Here is a 24,949-nt window from a genome sequence, read left to right on the forward strand (position 1 = left end):
CCGCTTGTGCGACAATGCGCCGCCGGAAGCAGGGGGGCTGTTTCCGGCCTACCCATGCATCTTGTTCAGCGGAGTCCGCTTACTTGCGCGCGTCCGACCTCTTCATACTGCTGGTCCTGGCCGGGCTATGGAGCCTGGGGTTCGTGTTCACGCGCGAACTGGCTCCGGCCATCGGCCCCATGCCCACGGCCGCGGCACGCGTCGTACTGGCCGGGGGCTTCCTGGCCTGCGTCATCCTGGCGCGGCGCCTGCCGTGGCGGTTCGAAGGCAAGCTGGCCGCGGCGCTCGGCATCGGCGTCGTCAATTCCGGCATCCCGTTCGCCATGTACAGTTTTGCCGCACAGTACTTGCCCGCCGGATATTCCGTCATCCTGAACGCCACCACGCCGCTCATGGGCGTCATCCTCGGCGCGGCCTTCTTCCATGAGCGGCTAACCGTCTACAAGATTGCCGGTGCGGTATGCGGCATCGCCGGGGTGGCCATCCTCACCGGTGCCGGGCCAGTGGCGGTGAACCTGCAGGTGCTGCTGGGCTGCGCCGCCTGCCTGGTTGCGGCGGCATGCTATGGCCTTGCGGCGTTTCTTACGCGGCGCTGGATCTACCAGCGGGGCGAGCTGGACAACCTGCTGCTGGCCCTGGCCAGCCAAGCCGGCGCCGTGGTGCTGCTGGTGCCGCTCGCGGCCGGCACCGGCCTGGCGCAGCCGGCCAGCGGACTGGCGGTCGGCAGCCTGGCGGTGCCCATCCTGGCGTTGGGCCTGTTGTGCACGGGCCTGGCCTATCTGCTGTATTTCCGGCTCCTGGCCCGCATCGGCCCGCAGCGCGTGCTGACGGTGACTTTCATCATGCCGCCGTTCGGCGTGCTCTGGGGAGCCGTGCTGCTGGACGAAGCCTTATCCTGGGCGCATCTATGGGGCGGGCTGGCGATCCTGCTGGCGGTCTACCTGGGGCTCAAAGCATCGCCGGACCCCGGCGCACGCGACAGAACGGCCGATACAGACGGCAAATAGGCCGGTGGCCGGCGCATGGTGACGCCGGGGCCGAATTAACGGCGGCAAGAACGGGAGGCGACGCTACGGCGCTGCTGGCTGGAATATACGCATAATGTATATTATGTAAAGTCACATAGACACCTGGCGCGACACGCGCTTTCCCGGTCCAGGTTCAATGCACCCCCGACCCTCACTCGGCCCGCCCCATGAACAACTCCATCAACTGTTCCCGCATCCAGATGCAGGCCGGGCTGGTATGCGAGCGCTCGTGCCAGTAGATCGCCACGTCGAAGCAAGGCATGGCGATGGGCAGCCGCGCCACGTGTAGCGTCCCGCCCTTGGCCAACTCGGTCGCCACGCGCCGCGGGACGATAGCCACCAGGTCCGTGCGGGCCACTGCCATGGCCAGCGCCATGATGTTGGGCAAGTGAGTCACAATGCGCGCCCGCCGCTTTTGCAGCACTTCCTCGATGATCTGGTGCCCGCCTCCAACTGAGGTCACCACCGCATGGGAGGCTTGCAGCAACGCTTTCTGGGTGAGCGTCCCCACGGCCAGCGGATGGCCGGCGCGCATCAGGACCACGTAGCGTTCATCGAACAGATGCTGGGTGCGCAGGCGGCGTCCGTGGAGCCGTGGCAAGTGACCGGCCGCGAAATGAATACGCCCGTTTTCCAGTGCGGTACGGACGTCTTCCTGCGGCAGGGTCTCGGTCTGGATGCGCACCCGGGGCGCCACTCGCTGTACACGCTCCAGCAGCATGGGCAGGATGTTGACCTGCCCCATATCCGGAATGTGGAACCGGAAGGTCTGCTCGGTCAGCGCCGGGTCGAAGCTCTTGCGGTGATCGAGCGCCTGCTGCAGCCCGGCCAGCGAGTTTACGACGGTTTCGGCGATTTCCAGCGCATACGGCGTAGGCTGCATGCCGCTGGTGCTGTTGACGAACAATGGGTCGCCCAGCAGTTGGCGCAACCGGGTCAAGGCATTGCTCATGGCGGGCTGGGTAATCCCGAATCGGTCGGCTGCCAGCGTCACGCTTCGTGTTTCTAGAATCGCCTGGAAAACCGAGAACAGGTTCAGGTCGGATCGATAGGTATTCATAGGGAAAATTCAATGAATACAACAAATAAATTTAAAAAATGGCCGACGTAAGCCTACTATGGATTCCGCATCGAGCGGTCCAATGCGCCGCCGCCATATGATTCGGAGACAACGTCACAATGACTTCCCAGGCAGTCACTCTCACTGCCGCCCGCCGCTTGCTCGAGCTAGCCGGCCGCATGGGCGTGCACTACATCTTCACTAATCTGGGCAGCGACCACACTGCGTTCATCGAGGCGTTCGCCGCCATCGATGACAGCGGCAGCACCATGCCGAGGATCATCATCTGTCCGCACGAAATGACCGCCCTCACCGCGGCGCACGGTTACGCAATGGTGACGCGCCGGCCGCAGATGGTGCTGGTCCATGTCGATGTCGGTACGCAGAACCTGGGATGCAGCTTGCACAATGCCTCACGCGGACGGGTGCCGGCCATCATCGTGGCGGGCCTGTCGCCCGTGACGGTCAACGGCGACCGCCCCGGCGCCCGCACGGAATTCATCCACTACACCCAGGACGCGCCGCGCCAGCACGAGATCGCGGCGCAATACATGAAGTGGACCTACGAGCTGCGCGCGCCGGAGATGGTCGATGCGGTGCTGATGCGCGCGCTGCAGTTGTCCAGCTCGGTGCCCGAGGGGCCGGTCTATCTGACCGGCGCGCGCGAAGTGTGGGAAGGGCCGGCAGGCGGCCATGCCGAGGTGGTGCCGGCGCAGTGGTCCCCTGCCCGGCTCGGCGGCCTGCGCCATGAGGAAGTCGCGGAGCTTTACGATGCCCTGGCCCAGGCCAAGCGGCCGCTGGTGCTGACCACGTATCTTGGCCGCAATACGGCCGCGGTCGGCCGGCTGGTCGAGCTGTCCGAGCTGCTGGGATTACCGGTGGCGGAAATCGCACCGCAATACGTCAACTTCCCGGGCGACCATCCCCACCATGCCGGCTACCGCCGCAATGCGCTGGTGGCGGAAGCCGACCTGATCCTGATGCTGGACGTGGACGTGCCTTGGATCGTATCGCGGACCGGGCCGTCCACCGGCGCGCGGCTGTTTCATATCGATGCCGACCCGGTCAAGGAAGACATGGGCTTCTGGCACTTCCCCGCCGAGCGCAGCTACCGGGCGGACAGCGACTATGTCCTGCAGCAGTTGCTGGATGCTGGCCGGCAACGGAAGCAACCGGTCCCTGCCGATCGTCAACAATGGATCCTGGCCGCCAGGGAGCGGGTCGCGGCCGCCCCGCTGCCACCGCTATCGGTCAAGCAAGGGGGAATTACCGTCAAGCAGCTGACGCTGGCTGTGCGCGAACTGGTCAACGAACGCACCGTCGTTGTCTGCGAAGAACCCTCGGGCACCGAAACCATTCTTTCTACACTGCGCATGAGCCGGCCCGGCAGCTTCTACGTCAATGGCGGCAGCGGCCTGGGCTGGGGCATCAACGCGGCGGTGGGCGTCAAGCTGGCGGATCCGCAAGCCGAGGTCATTGCGCTTACCGGTGACGGCAGCTATCTCTTTGGCGTTCCGAGCAGCACGTACTGGGTGGCGCAGACCTATGGCGCCCCCGTCCTGACCATCATCTACAACAACCGCGGTTGGAATTCGCCCAAGGTGTCCACCAACCTGGTCCACGCGCAATCCACCGCCCAGCGCAATGACCGCTACTGGATCACGGTCGCGGCGGGTGCCCGGCTCGCGGATATTGCCGAGGCCGCGAGCGGCGCCGCGGCATTCCGCATCGACGACGCTGAACACCTGCAGTCGACGCTGCGCGACGCCTTGGAGACCGTCCGCCATGGACGCAGTGCCGTCGTAGAGGTCGTGCTCGACCCTATCTCCGAACAGGTGCTGGCATGAACGGCAAAGCGGAGGCTTTCCTTGCACAGCGCTTTTGGGAAGGACGGCTGTTCCAGGGCGAATGGACGCCTCATGACGGGCCGGCTTATACCGTCCTGGACAAAGCCGGCGGCCAAGCGCTGACGACGCTGACCCTCGCCACGCCGGCATCGCTGTCGTTCTCGGCGCCGAAGGCGATCGAGGCGCAACAGGCGTGGACGGCGTTGCCGCCTGAAGAACGCGCGGGCGTATTCCACCGCGCCGCCGCGCTGGTCGAGCAGCACCACGACGAGGCCGCGGATTGGATCATGCGCGAGACCGGCGCCATACGGGCGAAGGCCAACATGGAACTGCGGTCGGCGCGGCTGACCTTGCTGCAGGCCGCCGCAATGCTGGGGGAACCGCAAGGCCTGGTTTTCCCGTCGGTCCCGGGCAAGCTCAGCTATGGGCGCCGCATGCCGCATGGCATCGTGGGCGTCATTTCCCCGTTCAATTTCCCGCTCACGCTGGCCATGCGGGCAGTAGCGCCGGCGCTGGCCGTGGGCAACGCCGTCGTTTTGAAACCTGACCCCCAGACGGCGGTCAGCGGCGGCCTATACATCGCCCGCTTGTTCGAAGAAGCCGGCCTGCCGGCCGGTTTGTTGCACGTCCTGCCCGGGGGCGCGGACGTGGGCGAGGCCCTGTGCACCCATCCGGCGGTGGCCATGGTGGCCTTTACCGGTTCCACCGGGGCCGGCAAGCGGGTCGGCGCGCTATGTGGCGCCCATCTGAAGAAGGTGTCGCTTGAGCTTGGCGGTAAAAACTCCCTCATCGTGCTGGACGATGCCGACCTGGAGCGGGCCGCCGGCTGCGCGGCCTTTGGTGCCTGGATGCACCAGGGCCAGATTTGCATGGCTACGGGCCGGATCCTGGCGCACGAGCGCATCGCCGACCATCTGGTAGCGCTGTTGGCGGACAAGGCCAGGAATGTGCGCATGGGCAACCCTACCGAGCCGGACGTCCAGCTCGGCCCCATGATCAACGACCGCCAGCTGCAGCGGGTCGACCAACTGGTGCGCGACACAGTGGCTGCCGGCGCCCGGCTGCATGCCGGCGGCGATGCGCGCCCGCCCTACTACCCCGCCACCGTACTGGACGGTGTCCGGCCCGGCATGCCCGCGTTCGACGAGGAAGTATTCGGCCCCGTCGCGCTGGTGACATCGTTTGCGACCGACGATGAAGCCGTCGCGCTGGCCAACCAGACGGAATATGGGCTGTCGGCCGCCATCGTGTCGAGTGCGGTAGACCGCGCCATGGCGCTCGGCCGGCGGCTGCGCACGGGCCTGCTGCACATCAACGACCAGACGGTGGCGGGCGATCCGCGCGTGCCGTTCGGGGGAGTGGGCACCTCGGGCAACGGCAGCCGCATCGGCGGCCCGGCCAACTGGGACGAGTTCACGCAATGGCAGTGGGTCACCATTCAAGAGACGCCCCCCCTATATCCATTTTGACCAGGCCGACCGGCCTTCCCCGCAGCTGTCACAGAACGGCCACTAGAGGAGACATTCATGAAGACCTTGCAATATTCGCTGATCGCCGCATGTGTTCTTGCATATTCGGTCCCTGCGGCCGCTGCCGGCGCGGCCGACACCTATCCGTCCCGACCGGTCCGCATCGTCGTCGATTTCCCCGCCGGCGGCACGATCGATACGCTGGCCCGCATCGTCGGCCAGCAATTGAGCGATACGTGGAATCAACCCGTGGTGGTCGAAAACCGCCCGGGCGCGGGCGGCAACATCGGTGCCCACGAGGTGTTCACTGCCGAGGCCGACGGCTATACGCTGCTGGCCACGCCGCCTGGCCCCTTGTCGATCAATGAATACCTGTACAAGGACATCGCGTTCCGGCCCGCTGAATTCACCGCCGTGGGCATGTTGGCGACTAGTCCCAATGCCATCACGGTCAGCACGCGCGTACCGGCCAAGTCGGTGCAGGAACTGATCTCCCATGCCAAGGCCAATCCCGGAAAGTTGTCGTACGGTTCGCAAGGCAACGGCTCTACGTCGCACCTGACGGGCCAATTGTTCGCGACGCTATCGGGCACCTCTTTGGTCCACGTGCCCTACAAGGGCGAGGGCCCGGCCCTTACCGACCTGATGGCCGGGCGCATCGACGTGTTCTTCGGCAACATCTCCGCGGCCCTGCGGCTGCGCGAGACCGGCAAACTACGCATCCTCGCCGTGGCGAGCTCACAGCGAAGCGCGATCGCGCCCGATGTCCCCAGCTCCAAGGAAGCCGGCTTCCCGGGTTTCGATAGCAGCGCATGGTTCGCCCTCATGGCGCCTCCGGGAACGCCCGCGCCCATCGTGCAGAAAATCAACGACGCCTTGACGGCGATGCTGAAGAAGGAAGACATCAAGCAGAAATTCCTGGCGCAGGGGGCTGAAGCGGTAGCGGCCACGCCGGCCGAGACCAATGCCTTCATCGAATCGGAACGGGTCCGCTGGAAAAAAGTCATTGCCGACGCGGGGGTCACGCTCGACTGACGCAGGTCCGATGGCTTCGACCAGGTCGCTTCCGCCAGCACTGTCTCGCGGAGCCATCGGCGAATCATTGCCTCGTGCTGTTTCTCGTTTTCCAGCGCCTGTTGGAACCGGCTCGCCATGTTGTCGTTCTGCGCCTGTCGATTTCGCCATCTCGACGAGCAGGCCGAAATGCGCCAGCTCCTCGTTGCAGATGTGCTGCAGGTCCGCCAATAGTTGCGTCTAGTTCGGATGCCCGGCGACTGCCACCTTGTCGATGAACGCCTGATATAGGCGCACGCCGCTGCGCTCGTAAGCCAGGCGCTGCCCCAGCTTGTCGACCAGCACTTCGGGATTCTGCACTTTCAGCTTGCCCAGCGCCGTCTGGGCGAGACCTTTTCCAGTGGCGGGTAGCGGCACCGAGCCAATGCGGTGCCGACGCCGCTCTTGACTTGAGTTGCTATCACAACTAAATTGGCGATGACAGAGTTGCTATCGCAACAAACTCTCTCCTCTCAGGGGACCGCCATGCACAGTACCGCTGACTCGACCGCCGCCCCCGATCTATCCACGCTAGTCCAGCGCGATCGGGTCAGCCGGCGGCTCTACACCGATCAAGCCATTTTCGATGCGGAAATGCAACGTATCTTCGGTCGCGCATGGCTCTACCTGGCCCACGAGAGCCAGGTGCCGAACGATGGCGACTACGTCACGGCCTGGATGGGCACACAACCGGTCATCGTGATCCGCCACAAAGGCGGCATCCACGTCCTGCACAATCGCTGCCCTCACCGCGGCGTGATGGTCATTACCGACGAGCGCGGCAATACCGGCAACACCCTGCGTTGCGGCTATCACGGATGGACGTTCCGCACCAACGGCGAACTGCTGCTAGCGCCCATGCGCGATGCCTACGCCGGCCGGTACGACATGCAGGACCACGCGGCCTTCGGCCTGGCGCGCGTGCCGCGGGTAGGCTCGTACCGGGGATTCATCTTCGCCAGCCTGGCGCCGCTGGACGATCCCCTGCCGGACCTGGTGCCCTTTCTGGGACAAGCTACGCACTGCATAGACCACGTCGTCGACCGGGCACCTGCCGGTGAAGTCGACGTGTCGGGCGGCGTGCACAAATACCTGGTACGCGGCAACTGGAAGGCCCAGGTCGAGAACCTCAACGACAACTACCACCCGCCCTTCTCCCACGCCTGCACCACCAACGACTCGCAACGGCAGTTCCGCCGGCGCTACGGCGACGATACCGGGGTCCACCTGGATACCAGCGAACAGAACTCGAAATGGGATTCGGTGCTCGCGCAGGGGCTGGACTGGGGGCTGTCGTATTGCGGTCCCCTGCCTTTCAACCACGAGAACCGCGGCGGCCCCCTGTACGAGGCCCACCGGGCGGCCTTGCGGGCACGGCATAGCGAGGAAGAGGTCGACCGCATCATGACGGACTTCTTCCATAACGTCATCATCTATCCCAGCGTCGTCATGCAGCTGGCCTCGAGCCACGTCCGCACCATCAGGCCCATCGCGCCCGACCGGACCGAGATCCGCGTCTACCCGATTAAGCTCAAGGGCGCGCCGGACGAAATCAATCGCCAACTGATCCGCTACCTGAACATCACGCACTCGGCGGCATCGCTGATCCAGTCCGACGACGTGGAGATGTTCAGACGCGTGCAGGCCGGCCTGGCCAGCGAAGGGCAGGAATGGGTCTGGTTCAACCGCCACATGCAGGATGACGAGAGCTTGCGCGGCGGGGGCACCAGCGAAGTAATCATGCGCAACCAGTACCGGTCGGGTTATCTGCGCTACATGGGAGGGGAATGAACATGATGGCCCTGGACGCCGAGCTTTGCCGCGACGTGGAGGACTTCCTGACCCGCGAAGCCCGCATGCTGGACGAGCGCCGGTTTGAAGAATGGATGGACCTGTTCGCCGAGGATGGCTACTACTGGGCTCCGGCCAGGCCGGGCCAGCAGGATCCGTGGCACGAAGTGTCGCTGTTTTTCGACGACCGCGAAATCATGGCCGACCGCATCGCGCGCCTTCGCCATCCCAAGATCTATGCGCAGCTGCCGCCGTCGCGGGCGGTGCGCCAGGTCTCGAATACCGTAATCGACGGCGACGGCGGCGACGACACGGTCACGGCCCACTCGACCTTCTTCATGTTCGAGCACCGCCCTACGCTTCCGCAGCCGATCGAAAGAGTCTTCGCCGGGCACGTAACGCACTGCCTGCGGCGCGCCGGGGATGGTTTCAAGATCGCCTGGAAGAAGGTGATGGTTGCCAATTGCGACGCCACGCACGATCCGATGTTCGTTTATTTCTGAAGTGCACCCGCTATCGCGCGCCAGACGCGAATCGAGCTGCCAGGAGGCGGCGAGGAGACATCATGAAGGTATCTGCTTTCGCGGCTGGAGCGGTCACGGCCCTGGCCTGTTTCGTCGCCCACGGCCAGCCCTATCCGAGCAAGCCGATCCGGCTGGTGGTGCCGTTCGTGTCAGGCGGGTCCGGCGACGTGGTGGGGCGCCTTATAGGCGAACAGCTGACCGCCGCCTGGGGCCAGCAAGTGATCATCGACAATAAGCCTGGAGCCGCCGGCGTCATTGGTGCGAGTAACGTCGCGCGCTCCGCCGCGGATGGCTATTCCCTGCTGCTTGCGGACGACTCCGTCCTGACCATTACGCCGCAGCTGCAGAAAGAACTGCCCTTTGACATCCGCCGCGACTTCACCCCCGTGGTTTCCATCGCGCAGATCGAGTTCGTCCTGTCGGTCAATCCCGCGGTTCCCGCCCGGACCCTGCCCGAACTGGTCGACCTGCTCAAGCGCAACCCGAATAAGTACAGCTATGCCTCGGCCGGAGTCGGGTCGGTCCATCACCTGTCCATGGAGTGGTTCAAGCGCCTGGCCGATGTCGAGATGGTTCACGTGCCTTACAAGGGCAGCGGCCAGATACTGACCGACCTGGTTGCCGGACAGGTCCCCATCGGATATACCGGCCTGGCCCAGACCCAGCCCTTCCTGCGCGGCAAAAAACTGGTCCCCATCGCACTGGGAGGCCCCAGGCGCAATCCTTCCGACCCGGACATCGCTCCATTTGCGGAGACCTATCCCGGATTCGACGGTACGACGGCGTGGAACATCGTGGCTCCCGCGGGCACGCCGCCGGACATCGTGCGCAAGCTCAATGACGAGGTCAACCGCATCCTGCGCGAACCTGCGATCGCCTCGCAGCTGCAGGCAGCCGGGCTGACGCCGGTAGGTGGGACTCCAGCCCGGCTGGCGGCCACCATAACCGCCAACTACGCCAAATGGGGCAAGCTCATTCGGCAGCTCGACCTCAAGCTGGATTGAACCGACGATGACCTCCCACTCCGTGTCCGACCCTATCGCTGGCCTGGCGCAGGCGCCCTTCCGTACCTGGATGTGCCTGGTATGCGGCTGGATCTACGACGAAGCGGCCGGTGACCCCGAACATGGGCTGGCTCCTGGCACCCGCTGGGACGAAGTCCCCGGCGACTGGCTATGTCCCGACTGCGGCGTGGGCAAAGGCGAATTCGAGATGGTCGAGATCTGAAGAAGACGCGGCCACCCCGCCGTGGTTCGCTACCGCCGGCCCGCGGCCTTGGCGCTTGCCCTACGCTTGCCGGCAGGCGCCGGCCCGCGGGTCGCTTCGTCGGTGCGTGTGTCGGCGATGAGCGCGTCGGCTTGCCGTTGCAGTTTGTCGATCATGACGTTCAGCGATGCGAGCTCGTCTTCGGTCAGCACCGACACCAGCCGGCGCTGGCGCTCTATCGCCGCCGGAAGGATGCGATCGTAGATCCGCCGGCCCGCCGGCGTCACGACGATGCGGAAGCGGCGGCCATCTGATCGTTCAGGCACCGTTGCGGCCAACCCTTTTTTCACCAGCGCGGCCGCTGTCCGGCTGATCCAGCCCTTGTCCGTGCCGAGGGCCGTTGCCAGATCGTTGACGCTGTCAGGCGCCGATTCGGTCATCAGCGCGGCGAGCAAGCGCCATTCTGCCAATTGGATGCCGTACTGCTGGGCGTAAAGGCGCATCGCCCCCTTGCCGAAGGTGTTGGACAGGACCAGGATTCGATGAGTCAGAAGCGTGCGGAAATCATAGGCAGGCTTGTTACGCGGGTCCACCATACGGCGATCTCACCTCGGGAAGCGGGGAACGGGCTCTATCTTAAACCCCGCCCCCCGCCCGGCGGTCCTCAGTCCTCCGATACGCAAGCGAAGTTGGCCGCATCATCCGTGCTGCCGGTTCCCGTATACCGGGCCACCTGAGGATACGGGCACAAGGGTCGCGTACGCGCCACCCCCTGGGCAGGCGTGTCGTCGACGAACTTGGTCGCGATGAGCGACGTAGGCCGCTGCCCCTTCTCCGACCAGTCCATCAATGCCCGGAAGGCGTCATGGGTAGCATCCTTGGGCACCACCCCGCTGGACGATTGGCCGAAGTGGTTGGGTCCTGCCCCGCCACGGCAATGTCCCATCCCCGGCGCCATGTACAAGACAGCGAAGTCGTCCGCTGCTGTGCCCATGGTCTTGCGGACGTTCTCGTAATAGCGGATCGTGCCCTGCGGCATGATTAGCGGATCCGACCAGCCGTGGTACATGATCAGCTTGCCGCCTCGATTCTTGAATGCGGTCAGGTCCGGGTTATCGGTGGCGATGACCGGGCCCACCGTATTCACGGTGTCGGTGAAGAACTGGCCATAGTTGGCGTAGGTAAGTGTTTTCCAATCCCAGTCAGGATCCAGATAGACCCAGAAGCGCGGCTGCTGCACGGCGATGGAGAATGGCGTTGCGCCGGCCAGCGACCCGAGCTGCGTGCCCCGTTCAAGGCCCGGCCATAGCAGCTCGCCTTCAATGTTGCGTGCGCCGTCCCAGATCTTCTTGATAGCGACGGCCTCGAGCGGCGTCAGGCACGACTCGGCGGTGCACGCGGCATGGGTAATGGCATTGTCCAGTGCGGGGTCATACCCGCAACGGCGGGGGTCGTCGATGACGCCGTCGGTCACGCCGTCGTCGGCGTCGCACATCTGCACCGCCCGCGAGGTCGCCAAGTCGAGTTTGGCCATGGGAATGGGCGCGCCCAGGTCGTTCTGCATGACCACTTGCGGCCAGATCTGGTAGGCCTGGAAGCGATCCCAGTGGATGGCCGGCGCACCGGCCAGGATCGCGTCGTAATCGTCCGGATAACGCTGCGCCATCATCAGGCCTTGCCGGCCGCCGGTCGAACACCCGTACCAATAGGACCGGACCGGGTCCTGCCCATAGTAGGCCTTGACCAGCTGTTTGCCCACCACGGCCATGAGATGTTCGCTGCGATGGGCGAAATCCTCCTGCAGCTGCGTGTTGGGCACGCCCGGGGACAGCATGCCGAAAGCGCCGCCCACGGATGCGGGGTGGCCGGTATCGGTCTGCACGCCGACAAAGCCTTGTCTGACCGAATCCATCGCCACATTGACGGTCCCCGCGTAGCCGCCCCCGCCCTCGGACCGGAACCGGCCATTCCAGGTGCCATCCGAAGGCATGGCCACCCAGATATGGATGGCCGGGTCGACCCTGACCTTCACCAGGCAGTATTCGCGGGTGGGGTCGCCGCCCTCGACGGACGCCTGACTCACTTCCAGGATCGCCGCCTTGAAATTCTTGTCCGGCGGATCGTCGGTAGTCAGAGCCGTGCTGCCCACCCCCTCTGCGGTACAGGGGATGGCGGGCGATATGGCCAGGTCCCCGATGCCTGGTTCACCCGTGGAAGGCGGCGGGGTCGACGGGCCGCCGTCCGACCCGCCATCCCCGCCGCCGCATGCGGCCAATCCCGTGATCATGGCGCCGGCCAGCATCAGCTTGCCGTGCGACGCCCAGCGTTTCCTCTTGTGCATGACACCCTCCTCCTGGTCCCCGCGTCCGAGCGGGTGTGGTCCGACGATGAAACCGAAAGTCGTCTCGTCAGCGGGCGCGTCGTTGGTGGCATGCTTGCGCGCCGGCTTGCCGTGTCTGCGGTCGGGGAACGCTGCAGTGGCGCTCCCTTTCTGGGATGTGTCCATCGTACGGGCCAACGGGGACGGCCGGCATGGATTTTAGAGACATGGAATCGCACAATCGGAACATTTGCGTGCAGCGCCTGCACAGCCGTGGGCACATCTCTTGCTGAGCTCCGGTCCCGCCTTGCACGATGGAGACATTCCATGCCTATCTCGCACGAGCCCTCGGCGCCTGGCCTTCCTGCTTCCGCCCCGCCCTCCCAAGGCAAAGAACGTCCTGGCGACGAAACCGACGGTGCGCCGGCGCAGACGGCGGAACAGAACTGCCCTGCCTGCGCCGGCACGGGTCGAATCCCGGGCGGTCCATGCCCCGAATGCGGCGGTACCGGAATTGTCCTCGTCACCGTGGGGGACGCCTAGTTGATTCATCGCGAGGTCACTCGCGGCACGGTGCCTGCTGCACCGCCAGAACGCATTCAACGAAGAGAACGCTATGGACCTGAAGGCTTTGCTACTGGGAGGCATCCTGCCCATGATCATGCTCGGCAGCAGCACCTTCCTTATGAAACTCGCCATGAAGATGGGTGCGAGCATTCCCCTCTACTTGGCCACGGTAGGCGCGACGATATGCGGCACCGGGTTGTTGAGCCTGCTCGGCGAAGGCGGGTGGCGCGGCGGGACGCGCGCGGTGGCCAGCGCCGTCGCGATGGGGGTGGCCTGGGCGGTCGCGGCGGCCAGCATGGCCTATAGCGCGTCGGCGCTGAAAGTCCCGGTTGCGATCATCGCCCCGTTGACCAATGCCAATGCGTTGGTAGCCGTGGCCCTGTCCGCATGGCTATTCCGCGAATGGAAGGAACTCGACATGGTCCGCGTGGCCATCGGTACGGTGCTTATCGTGATCGGCGTTACCGTCGTATCATCTGCCAAGGATTGATGTCCCCCGTTGTCCTTCGTTCCGATGGAGCCTTCCATGGATTGGTTGATGGACCCTACGGCCTGGGCGGGCCTGTTGACCCTGATCGTGCTCGAGATCGTCCTGGGCGTCGACAACCTGGTCTTCATTGCCATCCTCGCTGAAAAGCTGCCGCCGAACCAGCGCGACAAGGCGCGGATCATCGGGCTGTCGCTCGCGCTCGTCATGCGCCTGGCCTTGCTGTCCGCCATCTCGTGGCTGTCCACTTTGACCCGGCCGCTGTTCGACGTGGCCGGCTTTTCCTTTTCCGGCCGCGACCTGATCCTACTGATAGGCGGCCTGTTTCTGCTGTTCAAGGCGACGCTGGAACTGCACGAACGACTCGAAGGGGCCGAACACAGTCACGCGGACAAGAAGGTTCACGCCGGATTCTGGCTCGTCATCATGCAGATCGTGCTGCTGGACGCCGTCTTTTCGCTCGACTCGGTCATTACCGCGGTCGGCATGGTGGACGACTTGTCGCTCATGATGACCGCGGTAGTGATTGCGGTCGCTGTGATGCTGTTTGCTTCCAAGCCGCTGACCCGATTCGTTGGCCAGCACCCCACCGTGGTCGTGCTTTGCCTGAGCTTCCTGCTCATGATCGGCCTGAGCCTGGTGGCCGACGGCTTTGGTTTCCACATTCCCAAGGGGTATCTGTATGCCGCGATCGGCTTCTCGATCATGATCGAGATGTTCAACCAGGTCGCCCGCCGCAACGCCATCAAGCATGCGGCTCACCGCCCGATGCGGGCGCGGACCGCAGATGCCATCCTGACCATGCTCGGCGGCCGGCGCGCGGCCAGCGGCGACGGCGGCACCGGGCATGACTCGCCGCAGCCCCCGGCCCCGCCCACTTTCGCCGCCCAGGAACGCAACATGGTCAGCGGCGTGCTGAAGCTGGCCGACCGCTCGGTCCGCTCGATCATGACCCCGCGCTCGGAAGTGTCATGGGTCGATATGACGGCGTCCCCGGAGGTCGTCCGGCAGCAGATTCTGGAGACGCCGCACAGCTACTTCCCGGTTTGTCGCCAGCACTTCGACGACGTCGCCGGCAGCGCCCGGGCGAAGGACCTGCTGCGCATGCTGACCGACAACGGACGGATCGACGTGGCTTCATTGCGTCCACCGATCTACGTGCACGAGTCCATCGGCACGCTCGAGCTGATAGAGGTGCTCCGGCGCGCCCGCGGGCAGCTGGTGTTCGTGACGGACGAGTATGGCACCGTGCTGGGCGTCGTCACGCCTATCGACGTACTGGAGGCCATTGCCGGGGAGTTTCCCGACGAAGACGAAACACCGACCATCCAGCCCGCCGGCGACGGCCGCTGGCTCATCGACGGCACCGCCGACGTGCATCATGTCGAGCAAGTATTGGGCGTATCGCTGGCTGCCGGCGAGGATGACGGCGACTACAGCAGCCTGGCAGGTTTTCTATTGACCCGTTTTGCGGAATTGCCGACGCCAGGCAAGACGCTGGACTACCGGGGCTACCGGTTCACCGTGCAAGGCGTCACGGACAACCGGATTTCCACGGTGGAAGTCCGGCACTTGGCAACCGCTGGCGAGACCTCTATTCCCGACGGCGGCAGCTAGCCGCTCGATCGCTCTTCCCCGCAGGACGACCAAGGAGACCGGCGACACCTATGGCCCCGCATGCGATGCGCTCCGATATTCCCCTCCGGTTGGACCGGCTGCCCTGGTCGCGCTGGCATTGGCGAGTCGTTCTGGCACTGGGTATCGCGTGGGTGCTGGATGGCCTCGAAGTCACGATGGTGGGCAGCATAGGCGGCGTCATCGAGCGCGAGGATACGCTGGGCCTGACGGCCAGCCAAGTCGGCTGGGCCGGATCCGTGTATGTGGCCGGTGCGGTGCTGGGTGCCCTGGCTTTCGGCCGCATGACGGATCGTCTGGGCCGCAAGCGGCTGTTCCTGCTCACACTGGCCGTCTATATGGCAGGCACCCTGGCCACGGCCTTCTCCACCGACTTCGTGTTCTTCGTGGTGTGCCGTTTCATAACCGGACTGGGCATAGGCGGCGAGTACGCCGCCATCAACTCGGCGATAGACGAGCTGATTCCGGCGCGGGTCCGAGGGCGCGTCAATCTGGCCATCAACGGCAGCTTCTGGCTGGGCGCGGCACTCGGCGCCGCCCTGAGCCTGCTGCTGCTCGATGAACGGGTGCTCGGTCCCGTATGGGGATGGCGGGCCGCCTTTCTCGCGGGAGGGGTCATGGCCGTCGCCATCCTGCTGGTGCGGCGGCACGTGCCCGAAAGCCCGCGCTGGCTGGCTGCCCACGGCCGCCTCGACGAGGCGCACCGCATCGTGCAGGCCATCGAAGAGGAAGTCGCGCGCGAACGCGGTCCCCTGCCCGCCGTGACCGACCGCGTCGTCGTCGCCGGCGCAGCGCCCTCGCTGGCCGGGGTCGCCCGCATACTGCTGCACCGGTACCGGCGCCGCACAGCGGTGGTGTTGGCGCTCATGGTGTCCCAGGCTTTCTTCTACAACGCCATTTTCTTCACCTACTCGCTGGTGCTGACGCGTTTCCACCATGTCGCCGAGGAAAAAGTCGGTCTTTATGTCTTTCCGTTCGCACTTGCCAATGTCCTGGGCCCGCTGTTGCTCGGACCGCTGTTCGACCGCATCGGCCGCCGCCGCATGATTGCCTCCACCTACACCGCCGCAGGCCTGGCCCTGGCCATAACCGGCTGGGCTTTTGCCCAAGGCTGGCTGGACGCCCGCTCCCAGGCCTGGTGCTGGTCGGCGGTATTCTTCCTGGCCTCGGCCGCTGCGAGCTCGGCCTATCTTACGGCGAGCGAAATCTTTCCGCTGGAAATGCGGGCGATCGCCATCGCGGTGTTCTACGCCGCGGGAACCGGGCTGGGGGGATTTGTGGGTCCCGCGCTTTTTGGTGGCTTGATCGGTACCGGCAGCCACGCCGCCGTGGCCGTTGGCTATGCCGTTGCCGCGGCCCTGATGATCGTGGCGGGCGGCTGCGCCCTGCGCTATGGCGTCGATGCCGAACGCAAATCCCTGGAGGACATTGCGCCGCCGTTGGCCATGGACGCCGATGACGGCCAGCCAACGAAACGCCGCTAGCCGCCGGCAGCGCGCTCCAGGCTATGCCGGCGCGCGTTCATGTCTACCGTCAGCACGTCGCCCGGCTCCAGTTCCACGAACTCCCTCGGGCCGGCCGTGACGGTGCGTACTTTCAGCTTTCCTTCGCGCAGCGCCACCTGCAACCGTTCCGGCGTCGCCACTACGCGGAAGGCGATTTCCGGCTGCTCGATACGGGTGCCGTCGATCACCACTTCGTTGACGCCGGACTGCACGTTGAACGAAGCGCGGTATTGCCACCGTACCCGGAAATCCGCCTCGCCCCGCGTCATACTCACATAGCGGCGCCGCGGATAATAAGCGACCGAGAGCGCGGTATCCGGCGCCGCCTCGATCCGGGAGCCATCCGGCAGGGGCAGGCTGCCCGGTGCGCTCGCCGTGCGCAACTGGTCGCTGTATTGCGGCGAGCTTTCCCGCAATACCCAACTGACCGTCAACGCTCCCGCCAGTAGCAACGCGATCGCCAGGCTCCCCCAGGTCAGCCAGCGGCGCCACGCGGGCAGGCGCGGGCTGGGGTTCGGGGAAGGCGGATGCGGGCGGCGTTCGGACATAAGGCGGGGACGATGCAAACGTGGGCGTGGCAGGGATTATAAGGATGCACGGTGGCGCCGCGCCGCTTCAATGGCTGCCGGTGCCGTGAGCCAGGCGCCAGAACGCCGCCCCGGTTCCGGAGCGCTCCTGCCGGCGGCAAGCGAGCCACAGCTTGGAGGCCGCCTCGGGCTCCCGTAGCGTTCGGATCACCACACCCGCGCCCGGCGTGAAGAAAACGAACGGCTCATCAGGCATTGCATCTGTTAAAAAGCCTAGAGTTAACGCTCAGCCTGCCCTGATAGCCGCACCATGCCTTCCGCCCCGTCGGTCGACGACTCCCCCGCCCGCCTCGACACGCCGCCTGCCCAGCCGTCACCGCCCCGCCATATCCGACGCGCGACGCCGGCGTTCTGGCGCGCCGTCGTCGCGCTCTTCGCATCCGGGTTCTCGACCTTCTCGCTGCTTTATTTCGTACAACCGCTGCTGCCCCTCTTCGCCCACGATTTCGGCTTGTCGCCCGCCGCCAGCAGTCTTGCCCTATCGCTGACCACCGCCCTGCTGGCAGTGTCCATGCTCCTTGCCAGCGCCGTATCGGACCGGGTGGGCCGCCGCGCCCTGATGATCGTCTCGCTGCTCAGCTCGGCGGCATTGACCACCGCCATGGCCTTGTTCCCGCAATGGCCGGCCCTGCTATCCATGCGGGCCTTGATGGGCATCACGCTCAGCGGCCTGCCGGCCGTTGCCATGGCCTACGTCGGCGAAGAGATCGAGCCTCGCGCCGCGGGCCTGGCCATGGGGCTGTATATCGGAGGCTCCGCCATAGGGGGTATGTCGGGACGCCTTCTTGCCGGCATCATTGCCGATGACCACGGCTGGCGCACGGCGGCGCTGATCATCGGATTGATCGGTTTCCTGGGTGCCGGGCTGTTCTGGAAGATGCTGCCCGCCTCCCGCCATTTTCAGCCTCGCCGCCTCGATCTGCGCGGTATCGTCGGAAGCTTCGGGACGCACCTGCGCAGCCCGGTGATGCTGCGCCTGTTCGCGCAAGGGTTTCTGCTCATGGGCGGCTTCGTTGCGGTCTACAACTACATTGGCTTTCGCCTGCTAGCGCCGCCTTTTTTGCTCAGCCATGCCGTCGTGGGCATGGTGTCGGTCGCCTACCTGGCAGGCATTTTCAGTTCCGCCTGGATGGGCGACCTGGCGGCGCGCCATGGACACGGCCGGGTCATGGCCGCCGGCGTGCTGATGCAGCTGGCCGGCGCGCTGCTCACCCTCTCCGCCAACCTCTGGCTACTGGTGCTGGGCATGGCGGTGCTGACCTTCGGCTTCTTCGGCGCCCATTCGATCTGCAGTACCTGGGTTGCCCGGGCCGCCAGGCAAGGCCGCGCGCAGGCATCATCGCTCTACCTGTTCGGTTATTACTCCGGCTCCAGCCTCATCGGCGCCGGCGGCGGCTATGCCCTGGCGCAGGCGGGCTGGGCCGGGTTCATCGGGCTGGTGGCGTTGCTGCTGGCACTCGCGGCTTTCAACGCCCTCCTGCTTGCACGGCGCGTGCCCGCGGCATAAATTCAGAGCAATCCAGCGCGATTTCCCGCAAGGAGCATGGCATGAAGAACTTCACCAATGCACCCAGGCAACGCGCGTTGCAACTGGCGGCGGCCCTTGTCTTGGCATGGCCGTTGACCGGGCTGGCCCTTGACCAGGGGGAGCAGAACGGCGTGGCTTATGCCACCGGCGGCGTCGGGCAGGACGAATCCTCGATCCTGCGGAGCATGGCCAAGGACTACAACCTGCGCGTGCTGGCGGCCGGCAAGAGCGGCGAGTACGTGGCCGACGTGAAAGTCGGCATCTACGACAGCCAGGGCAAGCCAGCCTTGTCGCTGGTTACCCAGGGCCCATATCTACTGGCCCGCCTGCCGCCTGGCCGCTACAGGGTCGACGCCGAGTACGGCCAGGCACGGCAAAGCCGCCAAGTTCAAGTACCGTCATCCGGGGGCGCAGAGGTTTCGTTCTACTTCTAGCCTCGTCCCCGGATGCCCCGGCGGATGCCCGCGTGGGCATCCCGCCTGGCGCTGCTGCCTGCCAGCCGTCAGGCTCCCAGCTTGATGCTGGTCGGATCGGCGGTCAGGTAGCCTACCGCCGCGCCGAAACGGTCCTTGTAGTTGGCACGGATCAGCGGATCGAGCGTCGCCTGGACCTTGGCGTGCAAGCCGCTCCAATCGCCCGGGTGCTGGAAGTTGCTCATGATGTAGGTCCAGCCATGTGCTTCGTCCACGGCGTGGAGGCCGGTCGACTCGGCAGCCGCGGGGCACGACAGGATGCGCACGAGCTCCTTGGTGTCGACGTTATAGGCCCACAGGAAGTTGTTGACGTGGTTGCCGCTGTCCTCGCCGATGAACAAGGTGCGCAGGGTCTCCGAGAATTTGAGGTTGTCCGGGCTGGCGATGTTCTCCGGGTTGGACGTATTGCCCAGCGCATCGGCCGGGATGTCCTCTCCCTTGAGCATGAGGCGCGACTGGATCGGCACCCACTCGCTATCGATGGCCGTGCCGTCGCTGTCGCGTTGGCCACCGCCCAGCGCATGCTCGAGGATGCCGCCGGCCTTGATGGCCTTGGGGAAGGCAACGTTGCGCGAAGCCAGCCATGCCGCGTCGCCCTCGATCATGGAAGCCTGGATGTTCGCCAGGGCCGAGTAAGCGACCTTATCTTTGGCGTTGACCGTCGTGCCTTCCATCTTGGTGAAGGCCATGCTGGCACCCTTGAGGTTGGCGTAGCGATGGGTCTCCAGGAAGGCGGCAGCCTTCTCCATGCCCGGCTTGAGCTTGAGCCAGGCCGGCGCGCCGTCTAGGTGGGCCAGGGTATAGCTGTCGTCCTGGGGATCCTCGGTCAGCGACTCCATGATGTCGGTGGGCTGGATCTTGCGGACGTTGACCAGGTCCTCGATTTCCTTGCTGGTGGCGTGGCCCAGCTTGATCCACGAGATTCCCGCGCTCGAGGTGTCGGTCAGCGTTTCGGTGTACTTGGCGACGTACAGGGTGCCCGCCGACAAATCCTTGTCGCGGTCGGCCACGAACATGAACAGCCCGCCGTTGGTGTAGTCGTCACCCATCAGCACGGTACGATTGTCGGGCATGACCTGGACCAGCTCGTGCGAGATACGCCCCAGGCAGTAATGCTTCTTGACCGTGCCCGTGCCGTCGGGATTGACCGTGATCTCGGGGATATGGCCGTAGTTGTATGGGTTGGCGGCGGTCTCGTCGCCATAGGTGAATGCGCTGAACTTCTTGAACTGGCTGTTGCCCGCGATCGAGAAGGCGTCCGGCTCGTATTCCTCGCTGGACAGGTGCGTATTCCAGGGCGACAGGCTCGCGCCGCAGGTAATCCACAGTCCGTGCACCTGCGACATATCGACGTTGTGATATTTGACCAGCGTCAGCTTGCCGGTGCCGGGATCCTGGTCCAAGGTCAGGACGGCGATCGGCGACGGCAGTTGGCCGTACGTGCTGGCACCGGACTGGTCGCGGCTGTTGTATTCGAACTGCACCACGGCAAATACCGCGTTGCCGTTGACGCCGCCGACGTTCGCATCCGCCAGTGTGAGCAGCGAGGTGCCGTCGGGCGAATCCGAGAAGAACTGGCGTTCCTGGCCGGGTATCGAGCGATCGATGATAGGCTGGTTGTTGATGTCGACGTAGCCGCCGGCAAGTATCGTGCCGCCGTTGCCGTCCGGCACCATGTCGCCCGTCAGGAAGAAAGGCTGGTACGCAAGCTCGTAGGCGTGGGTACTACCGTCGCTCAGCGTGACGGTAAGCGTCGAATCCACCGTGGTCGTGGCCATTGCGGCCGGGTTGTCCAGCGTGGGGGCAGGCGTGGGCGTGAACGAGGCGGAGACGAACTTCGCGGGCTCCTGGGACGGAGGCAGCACGGGCGTGTCGTCGTCGCCGCCACAGGCGGCGAGCAGCGACGTGGTGGCGACCGTACCGAGCGGCAGCATGACCGGCACGCCGGCCAGCAGTTTGAGCGCCTGGCGGCGCGAGCGGTTTTGTAGCGGTTGGGACATTTTTTTGGTATCCAAGGAGGGTGCGTTGCGACGTCGAATCGACGGCGGCACCCGGTCCTGGGAACCTGGGGCGTCCTCCCGATTCGCGTCTCGCGACATGCTAGGAGGCACCGGTGACACTTTTGTGAAGGCGGCGCCCGGCGCCGCGCATAAAAGACGTTGCGCTAGAGAATCTGCGGCCGGTCGGACAGCTCGTTAGCCCTGGCAGCACCAGGGTAATGGCGCTCCAGGGTGGCACCGAGGGCGGTAATACCCGCTATCACGCCGTCTTTGTAGCGTCCCTGCCGGAATGCCGACTCGATGTCATGACAGACGGCTTGCCAGGTCCCGTCGCCGACCCGGGAATGGATACCCCGGTCGCAAACGATTTCGACCGCATGGTCCGCCATCAGGACATACAGCAGGATGCCGTTGTTATCCGGCGTGTCCCACACGCGCTGCAGCGCAAACACTTCCAGGGCCCGTTCTCGCGGCGACTGCTGCTGCCACAACGGCCCCATGTCCAGCGCGCCTTCCACGACGAAGCGGATCTCGCCGCGGTGACGGGATTCGACCTCGCGTATGGCATGCTCGATGGCATCCATGGTGGCTGGCGGGAATGCGCGTTCGGCCGCTCCGCGCGTCGTGATCAGATGTTTGAGGAATCGTTTGATCGCCATGCCTACCACCGCCCCGAAGCACCGCCGCCGCCGAAGCCGCCGCCTCCCCCGCCACCGAAACCGCCACCGCCAAAGCCGCCGCCGAAACCTCCGCCTCGCCCGCCGCCGCGGTATCCCCCACCGTATCCGCCGGGCAAGCCGGCGAAGCCGCCTCCCACCAGGGTAAAGAAAAATGCAAGCAAGGCACCGACGACGGCAATGGCCAGCGCGCCGGACAGCAGCCAGGCCACGATGCCCACCACGCCGCCGGTGACCGTGGCGCCCGGCAATCGGCCCAGCATACGTCTGAGCAGCCCGCCCGCCACAAGGGCAATGATCAACAGCACCGGTGCAACGCCTTCGACATCCTCGCCCGCCACGGCACGGCGGTCGGGCTCGGGCAGCGGCTCGCCCTCGATGAGCCGCATGATGCGGTCGGCGCCCTGCTCGATGCCGCCGTAGTAGTCGCCGGCCTGGAAGCGCGGGGTGACGATTTCGTTGAGGATACGGTTGGCGGTCGCGTCATTGAGTACGCCTTCCAGTCCGTAGCCCACTTCTATCCGCATCCTGCGGTCGTCCTTGGCCACCAGGAACAGCACCCCGTCATCGACGCCCTTGCGGCCCGGCTGCCAAGCCTCGACGACACGTATCGAGTATTGCTCGATGCTTTCGGGCCGTGTCGTCGGAACCACCAGGATCGCAAGCTGGCTGCCTTTTTTCTCCTGGAAGGCGCGCAGCCGTTGTTCCAGCCCGGACTCCTGCTCGGCCGTCAAGGTGGCGGTCAGGTCGGTGACTAGCCCCTTGAACGGAGGGACGGCTACCAGGCCGTCATCCGCGCCCCAGGCAGGGATGACGAGCATACACAGCATGGCCGCGCCGGCCGCCAGCCACGCGGCGGCACGACGCAGGCGATGCAGGCATGCCGTCATCGCGCGCCCGCGGGCTTGTTCCCGCCGAAGTCGACGGTCGGGGGCGTGGAGATCGCGTTTTCGTTCGCGACCGAGAAATTGGCCTTGACCGGGTAGCCGAACACCTTGGCCGTCAAGTTGCTCGGGAAGGAGCGGACGATGATGTTGTAGTCCTGGACGGATTTGATATAGCGGTTGCGGGCCACGGTAATGCGGTTCTCCGTGCCTTCGAGCTGCGCCTGCAGGTCGCGGAAATTCTCGTTGGCCTTGAGGTCGGGATAGCGTTCGACCACCACCATCAGCCGCGACAACGCGCTGCTGAGCTGCTGCTGCGCGGCGTCGAACTTGGCAAAGGCGTCGGGGTCGTTGACCAGCTCAGGGGTGGCATTGATGCCGGTGGCCTGCGCCCGGGCATTGGTGACCGCAGTCAGGGTTTCCTGCTCGTGGCTGGCGTAGCCTTTGACCGTATTGACCAGGTTGGGTATGAGGTCCGCCCGCCGCTGATACTGGTTCAGGACTTCGGACCAGCTCGCCTTGACTTGTTCGTCCGCACGCTGGAGCTCGTTGTAGCCGCAGCCGGACAGTCCCAGCGCCAATACGGCCAGAAAAGCAGTAATCAGGCTTCGCACCTTGTTCTCCTAGGAAATGAACGGTCCTTCCGCGCCATCAGCGAAACACGTCGGCCAGCACGTCGGCAATCACCAGCGTGGCCAGCGAAACCAGAATCAGGTCCGTACCGGCTACCCGCCATTCATAGCCGGGATAGACCGGCAACCTCGCCATCATGCCCGGGGGAACCATCTTCTTCGCGATTCCGGGAGGCAGCGGCTTGCCGCGGGCCAGGTTCTTGCGGACGCCGGGCGGCAACGGGCTATAGCCCAGCGCCCGGTACTCGCTGGCATAGCCGCGCGCCATGGCCACCGTGACGCCGGCGCGGATAAGGTCGCCGCCACCTCCCCCGCTGCGGACGGACTGTTCCCGCGGGCCGCCGTTGCCTGTCTTGCGGCTCTTGTCGCCGCCCTTGCCCCCTTGCTCCGCTTGTCCGTGGCCGCCGCCCTTGCCCTTGCCATGGGGCGGCTCGGCAACGGCCGGCCCCGTTCCAACGGCCGCTGCCAGGGCCAGAACCAGAGAAGCAGTCAGTCGTACTTTCAGCGCCATGAAGCAACCCTCGAGACACGCATATGCGCAACGGCCCAAGCATAGCGCATGGATCGGCCCCTCGACGCCTTCCGTATCGCCCAGGCATCACCAGGCGGCGCACAGGCGCGGCCGTGGGGTCCTCGACCGCATTGCCCGGCCGATGCGGGATATAGTGGCAGATTGGCCGGCCATAACGACATGACAGGGGCGGACGGGTTCCCGCCCAGGGACGCCTGCCTGTAATATCCCGGCGCAACCAGGAACTGCCTCGCCGATGCGACGCCCGCACATGCCGATCAAAGACCAGCTTTTCATCTATAGCCAATACCTTGCTCCGCAGGCCCTTGTGTCCAGCCTTTTCGGACGGCTGGCAGAATGCCGAGTCGCGGCGCTCAAGAACGGAGCCATCGACCGCTTCATCCGCCAGTACGGCGTGGATATGAGCGAGGCGCTCGAGCCCGACCCCCACGCCTACGAGCACTTCAACGCTTTCTTCACCCGGGCGCTCAGACCCGGCGCCCGTCCGCTGGACGGCTCGCCGGGCGCCATCCTGTGCCCCGCGGACGGCGCCATCAGCCAGTTGGGAGACATCCGCCAAGGCCGCATCTTCCAGGCCAAGGGCCGCGATTTCAGCGCCGCCGAACTGCTCGGCGGCGATCCCGGACGGGCCCGGCCTTTCCTCGACGGCAAGTTCGCCACCATCTACCTCTCCCCGCGCGACTACCACCGGGTCCATATGCCGGTGGCCGGCACGCTGCGGGAAACGGTCTATATCCCCGGGCGGCTGTTCTCGGTGAACCCTCTCACCGCCCGCTCCGTGCCCCGCCTGTTCGCCCGCAATGAACGCCTGGCCTGCCTGTTCGACACCCAATGCGGTCCCATGGCGGTCGTGTTGGTGGGCGCCATGATCGTCGGCGCGATGGAAACGGTCTGGGCGGGGCAAGTGCGGCCTCATGGCCGGCACGTGGTGGCGACCCCCTACGCCGACGGCGCCGTACGCCTCGATAAAGGCGCTGAAATGGGCCGCTTCAAGCTGGGCTCGACCGTAGTGGTCCTGTTCGGCCCCGGCAAGGTGGACTGGAACGAAACCCTCGGCCCGCTCAGCGGGGTGCGGATGGGACAGGCGCTCGGGGGCGCACTGAATCTATAATTAAGATCGTCGAACCATCCCCGGCTTCCGCGC

The 24,949-nt window shown here is 65.4% G+C and carries 25 protein-coding genes; 14 read left to right on the forward strand and 11 right to left on the reverse strand.

All coding sequences use genetic code 11. From position 1 onward, the window contains the following. Positions 1-83 precede the first annotated feature (83 nt). A complete protein-coding gene (locus QHC78_RS07090) occupies positions 84-1,007 on the forward strand; it encodes a DMT family transporter (protein ID WP_319743174.1) in 924 nt (307 codons plus the stop codon). Positions 1,008-1,179: 172 nt separating this feature from the next. Here QHC78_RS07090 and QHC78_RS07095 read toward each other — a convergent pair whose 3' ends face one another. Continuing rightward, the gene (locus tag QHC78_RS07095) at positions 1,180-2,088 is read right to left on the reverse strand and encodes a LysR family transcriptional regulator (RefSeq protein WP_319743175.1); all 909 of its coding nucleotides are present in this window, start codon (positions 2,086-2,088) and stop codon (positions 1,180-1,182) included. 119 nt (positions 2,089-2,207) lie between these two features. On the opposite strand from QHC78_RS07095, the gene QHC78_RS07100 reads away from it, so the two are divergent. Genes QHC78_RS07100 through QHC78_RS07110 form a run of 3 tightly spaced genes read left to right on the forward strand, consistent with a single transcriptional unit; the run spans position 2,208 to position 6,439 of the window. Continuing rightward, the gene (locus tag QHC78_RS07100; RefSeq protein ID WP_319743176.1) at positions 2,208-3,935 is read left to right on the forward strand and encodes a thiamine pyrophosphate-requiring protein; all 1,728 of its coding nucleotides are present in this window, start codon (positions 2,208-2,210) and stop codon (positions 3,933-3,935) included. Beyond that, positions 3,932-5,404 (forward strand): benzaldehyde dehydrogenase, encoded by a 1,473-nt coding sequence (locus QHC78_RS07105; protein ID WP_319743177.1) that lies wholly within the window; start codon positions 3,932-3,934, stop codon positions 5,402-5,404. The genes QHC78_RS07100 and QHC78_RS07105 overlap by 4 nt, the downstream gene beginning before the upstream one ends. Before the next feature lie 57 nt (positions 5,405-5,461). Beyond that, entirely contained in the window at positions 5,462-6,439 is a 978-nt protein-coding gene (locus tag QHC78_RS07110; RefSeq protein ID WP_319743178.1) for a Bug family tripartite tricarboxylate transporter substrate binding protein, read from the forward strand. A gap of 219 nt (positions 6,440-6,658) precedes the next feature. Here QHC78_RS07110 and QHC78_RS07115 read toward each other — a convergent pair whose 3' ends face one another. Next, entirely contained in the window at positions 6,659-6,835 is a 177-nt protein-coding gene (locus tag QHC78_RS07115; protein WP_319743179.1) for a hypothetical protein, read from the reverse strand. A 108-nt stretch (positions 6,836-6,943) separates the two neighbouring features. Here QHC78_RS07115 and QHC78_RS07120 point away from each other — a divergent pair, with 108 nt between their 5' ends. From QHC78_RS07120 to QHC78_RS07135, 4 genes are all read left to right on the forward strand, one after another. Beyond that, entirely contained in the window at positions 6,944-8,248 is a 1,305-nt protein-coding gene (locus QHC78_RS07120; protein ID WP_319743180.1) for an aromatic ring-hydroxylating oxygenase subunit alpha, read from the forward strand. 2 nt (positions 8,249-8,250) lie between these two features. Continuing rightward, on the forward strand, positions 8,251-8,751 hold the full coding sequence (locus QHC78_RS07125; RefSeq protein WP_319743181.1) for an aromatic-ring-hydroxylating dioxygenase subunit beta: 501 nt from the start codon (positions 8,251-8,253) through the stop codon (positions 8,749-8,751). Between the two features lie 62 nt (positions 8,752-8,813). Next, a complete protein-coding gene (locus QHC78_RS07130; RefSeq protein WP_319743182.1) occupies positions 8,814-9,776 on the forward strand; it encodes a Bug family tripartite tricarboxylate transporter substrate binding protein in 963 nt (320 codons plus the stop codon). Between the two features lie 7 nt (positions 9,777-9,783). Next, a complete protein-coding gene (locus QHC78_RS07135; protein ID WP_319743183.1) occupies positions 9,784-9,999 on the forward strand; it encodes a rubredoxin in 216 nt (71 codons plus the stop codon). Between the two features lie 29 nt (positions 10,000-10,028). Here the strand turns inward: QHC78_RS07135 and QHC78_RS07140 are convergent, their stop codons facing one another. Both QHC78_RS07140 and QHC78_RS07145 read right to left on the reverse strand, forming a co-directional pair. Beyond that, positions 10,029-10,574: a MarR family winged helix-turn-helix transcriptional regulator gene (locus QHC78_RS07140; RefSeq protein WP_319743184.1), complete on the reverse strand. Its 546-nt coding sequence runs from the start codon at positions 10,572-10,574 to the stop codon at positions 10,029-10,031. Positions 10,575-10,642: 68 nt separating this feature from the next. Then, complete coding sequence (locus tag QHC78_RS07145; protein WP_319743185.1) at positions 10,643-12,319, reverse strand: tannase/feruloyl esterase family alpha/beta hydrolase; 1,677 nt, start codon at positions 12,317-12,319, stop codon at positions 10,643-10,645. Positions 12,320-12,914: 595 nt separating this feature from the next. Here QHC78_RS07145 and QHC78_RS07150 point away from each other — a divergent pair. The 3 genes from QHC78_RS07150 to QHC78_RS07160 are packed head-to-tail and all read left to right on the forward strand — an operon-like array spanning position 12,915 to position 16,471. Continuing rightward, entirely contained in the window at positions 12,915-13,355 is a 441-nt protein-coding gene (locus QHC78_RS07150; protein WP_319743186.1) for a hypothetical protein, read from the forward strand. 36 nt (positions 13,356-13,391) lie between these two features. Then, positions 13,392-14,969 carry a TerC family protein gene (locus QHC78_RS07155; RefSeq protein WP_319743187.1) on the forward strand — a complete coding sequence of 526 codons (1,578 nt, stop codon included), beginning with the start codon at positions 13,392-13,394 and terminating at the stop codon, positions 14,967-14,969. A gap of 50 nt (positions 14,970-15,019) precedes the next feature. Then, positions 15,020-16,471: an MFS transporter gene (locus QHC78_RS07160; RefSeq protein ID WP_319743188.1), complete on the forward strand. Its 1,452-nt coding sequence runs from the start codon at positions 15,020-15,022 to the stop codon at positions 16,469-16,471. Here QHC78_RS07160 and QHC78_RS07165 read toward each other — a convergent pair. Then, entirely contained in the window at positions 16,468-17,040 is a 573-nt protein-coding gene (locus QHC78_RS07165; protein ID WP_319743189.1) for a FecR domain-containing protein, read from the reverse strand. The two genes, QHC78_RS07160 and QHC78_RS07165, sit on opposite strands and share 4 nt — an antisense overlap. A 67-nt stretch (positions 17,041-17,107) precedes the next feature. Continuing rightward, complete coding sequence (locus QHC78_RS07170) at positions 17,108-17,275, reverse strand: hypothetical protein (protein ID WP_319743190.1); 168 nt, start codon at positions 17,273-17,275, stop codon at positions 17,108-17,110. A 54-nt stretch (positions 17,276-17,329) separates the two neighbouring features. Here QHC78_RS07170 and QHC78_RS07175 point away from each other — a divergent pair, with 54 nt between their 5' ends. Together QHC78_RS07175 and QHC78_RS07180 are read left to right on the forward strand one after the other, a co-directional pair. Next, positions 17,330-18,586 (forward strand): MFS transporter, encoded by a 1,257-nt coding sequence (locus QHC78_RS07175; RefSeq protein WP_319743191.1) that lies wholly within the window; start codon positions 17,330-17,332, stop codon positions 18,584-18,586. Positions 18,587-18,627: 41 nt separating this feature from the next. Continuing rightward, on the forward strand, positions 18,628-19,041 hold the full coding sequence (locus QHC78_RS07180; RefSeq protein ID WP_319743192.1) for a carboxypeptidase regulatory-like domain-containing protein: 414 nt from the start codon (positions 18,628-18,630) through the stop codon (positions 19,039-19,041). A gap of 68 nt (positions 19,042-19,109) precedes the next feature. Here the strand turns inward: QHC78_RS07180 and QHC78_RS07185 are convergent, their stop codons facing one another. From QHC78_RS07185 to QHC78_RS07205, 5 genes are all read right to left on the reverse strand, one after another. Continuing rightward, positions 19,110-21,080: a PhoX family protein gene (locus tag QHC78_RS07185; protein WP_319743193.1), complete on the reverse strand. Its 1,971-nt coding sequence runs from the start codon at positions 21,078-21,080 to the stop codon at positions 19,110-19,112. A 164-nt stretch (positions 21,081-21,244) separates the two neighbouring features. Beyond that, a complete protein-coding gene (locus QHC78_RS07190; protein ID WP_319743194.1) occupies positions 21,245-21,739 on the reverse strand; it encodes a TPM domain-containing protein in 495 nt (164 codons plus the stop codon). A 2-nt stretch (positions 21,740-21,741) separates the two neighbouring features. Next, complete coding sequence (locus QHC78_RS07195; RefSeq protein ID WP_319743195.1) at positions 21,742-22,587, reverse strand: TPM domain-containing protein; 846 nt, start codon at positions 22,585-22,587, stop codon at positions 21,742-21,744. Positions 22,588-22,643: 56 nt separating this feature from the next. Beyond that, on the reverse strand, positions 22,644-23,255 hold the full coding sequence (locus QHC78_RS07200; RefSeq protein WP_319743196.1) for a LemA family protein: 612 nt from the start codon (positions 23,253-23,255) through the stop codon (positions 22,644-22,646). A gap of 37 nt (positions 23,256-23,292) precedes the next feature. After that, positions 23,293-23,784 carry an anti-virulence regulator CigR family protein gene (locus QHC78_RS07205; RefSeq protein ID WP_319743197.1) on the reverse strand — a complete coding sequence of 164 codons (492 nt, stop codon included), beginning with the start codon at positions 23,782-23,784 and terminating at the stop codon, positions 23,293-23,295. 271 nt (positions 23,785-24,055) lie between these two features. Here QHC78_RS07205 and asd point away from each other — a divergent pair, with 271 nt between their 5' ends. Next, positions 24,056-24,916, forward strand: coding sequence for an archaetidylserine decarboxylase (gene asd / locus QHC78_RS07210; protein WP_319743198.1), 861 nt, complete (start codon positions 24,056-24,058; stop codon positions 24,914-24,916). Positions 24,917-24,949: the final 33 nt, after the last annotated feature.

It is taken from the genome of Pigmentiphaga sp. (assembly GCF_033795525.1).
Lineage (GTDB): Bacteria > Pseudomonadota > Gammaproteobacteria > Burkholderiales > Burkholderiaceae_B > Pigmentiphaga.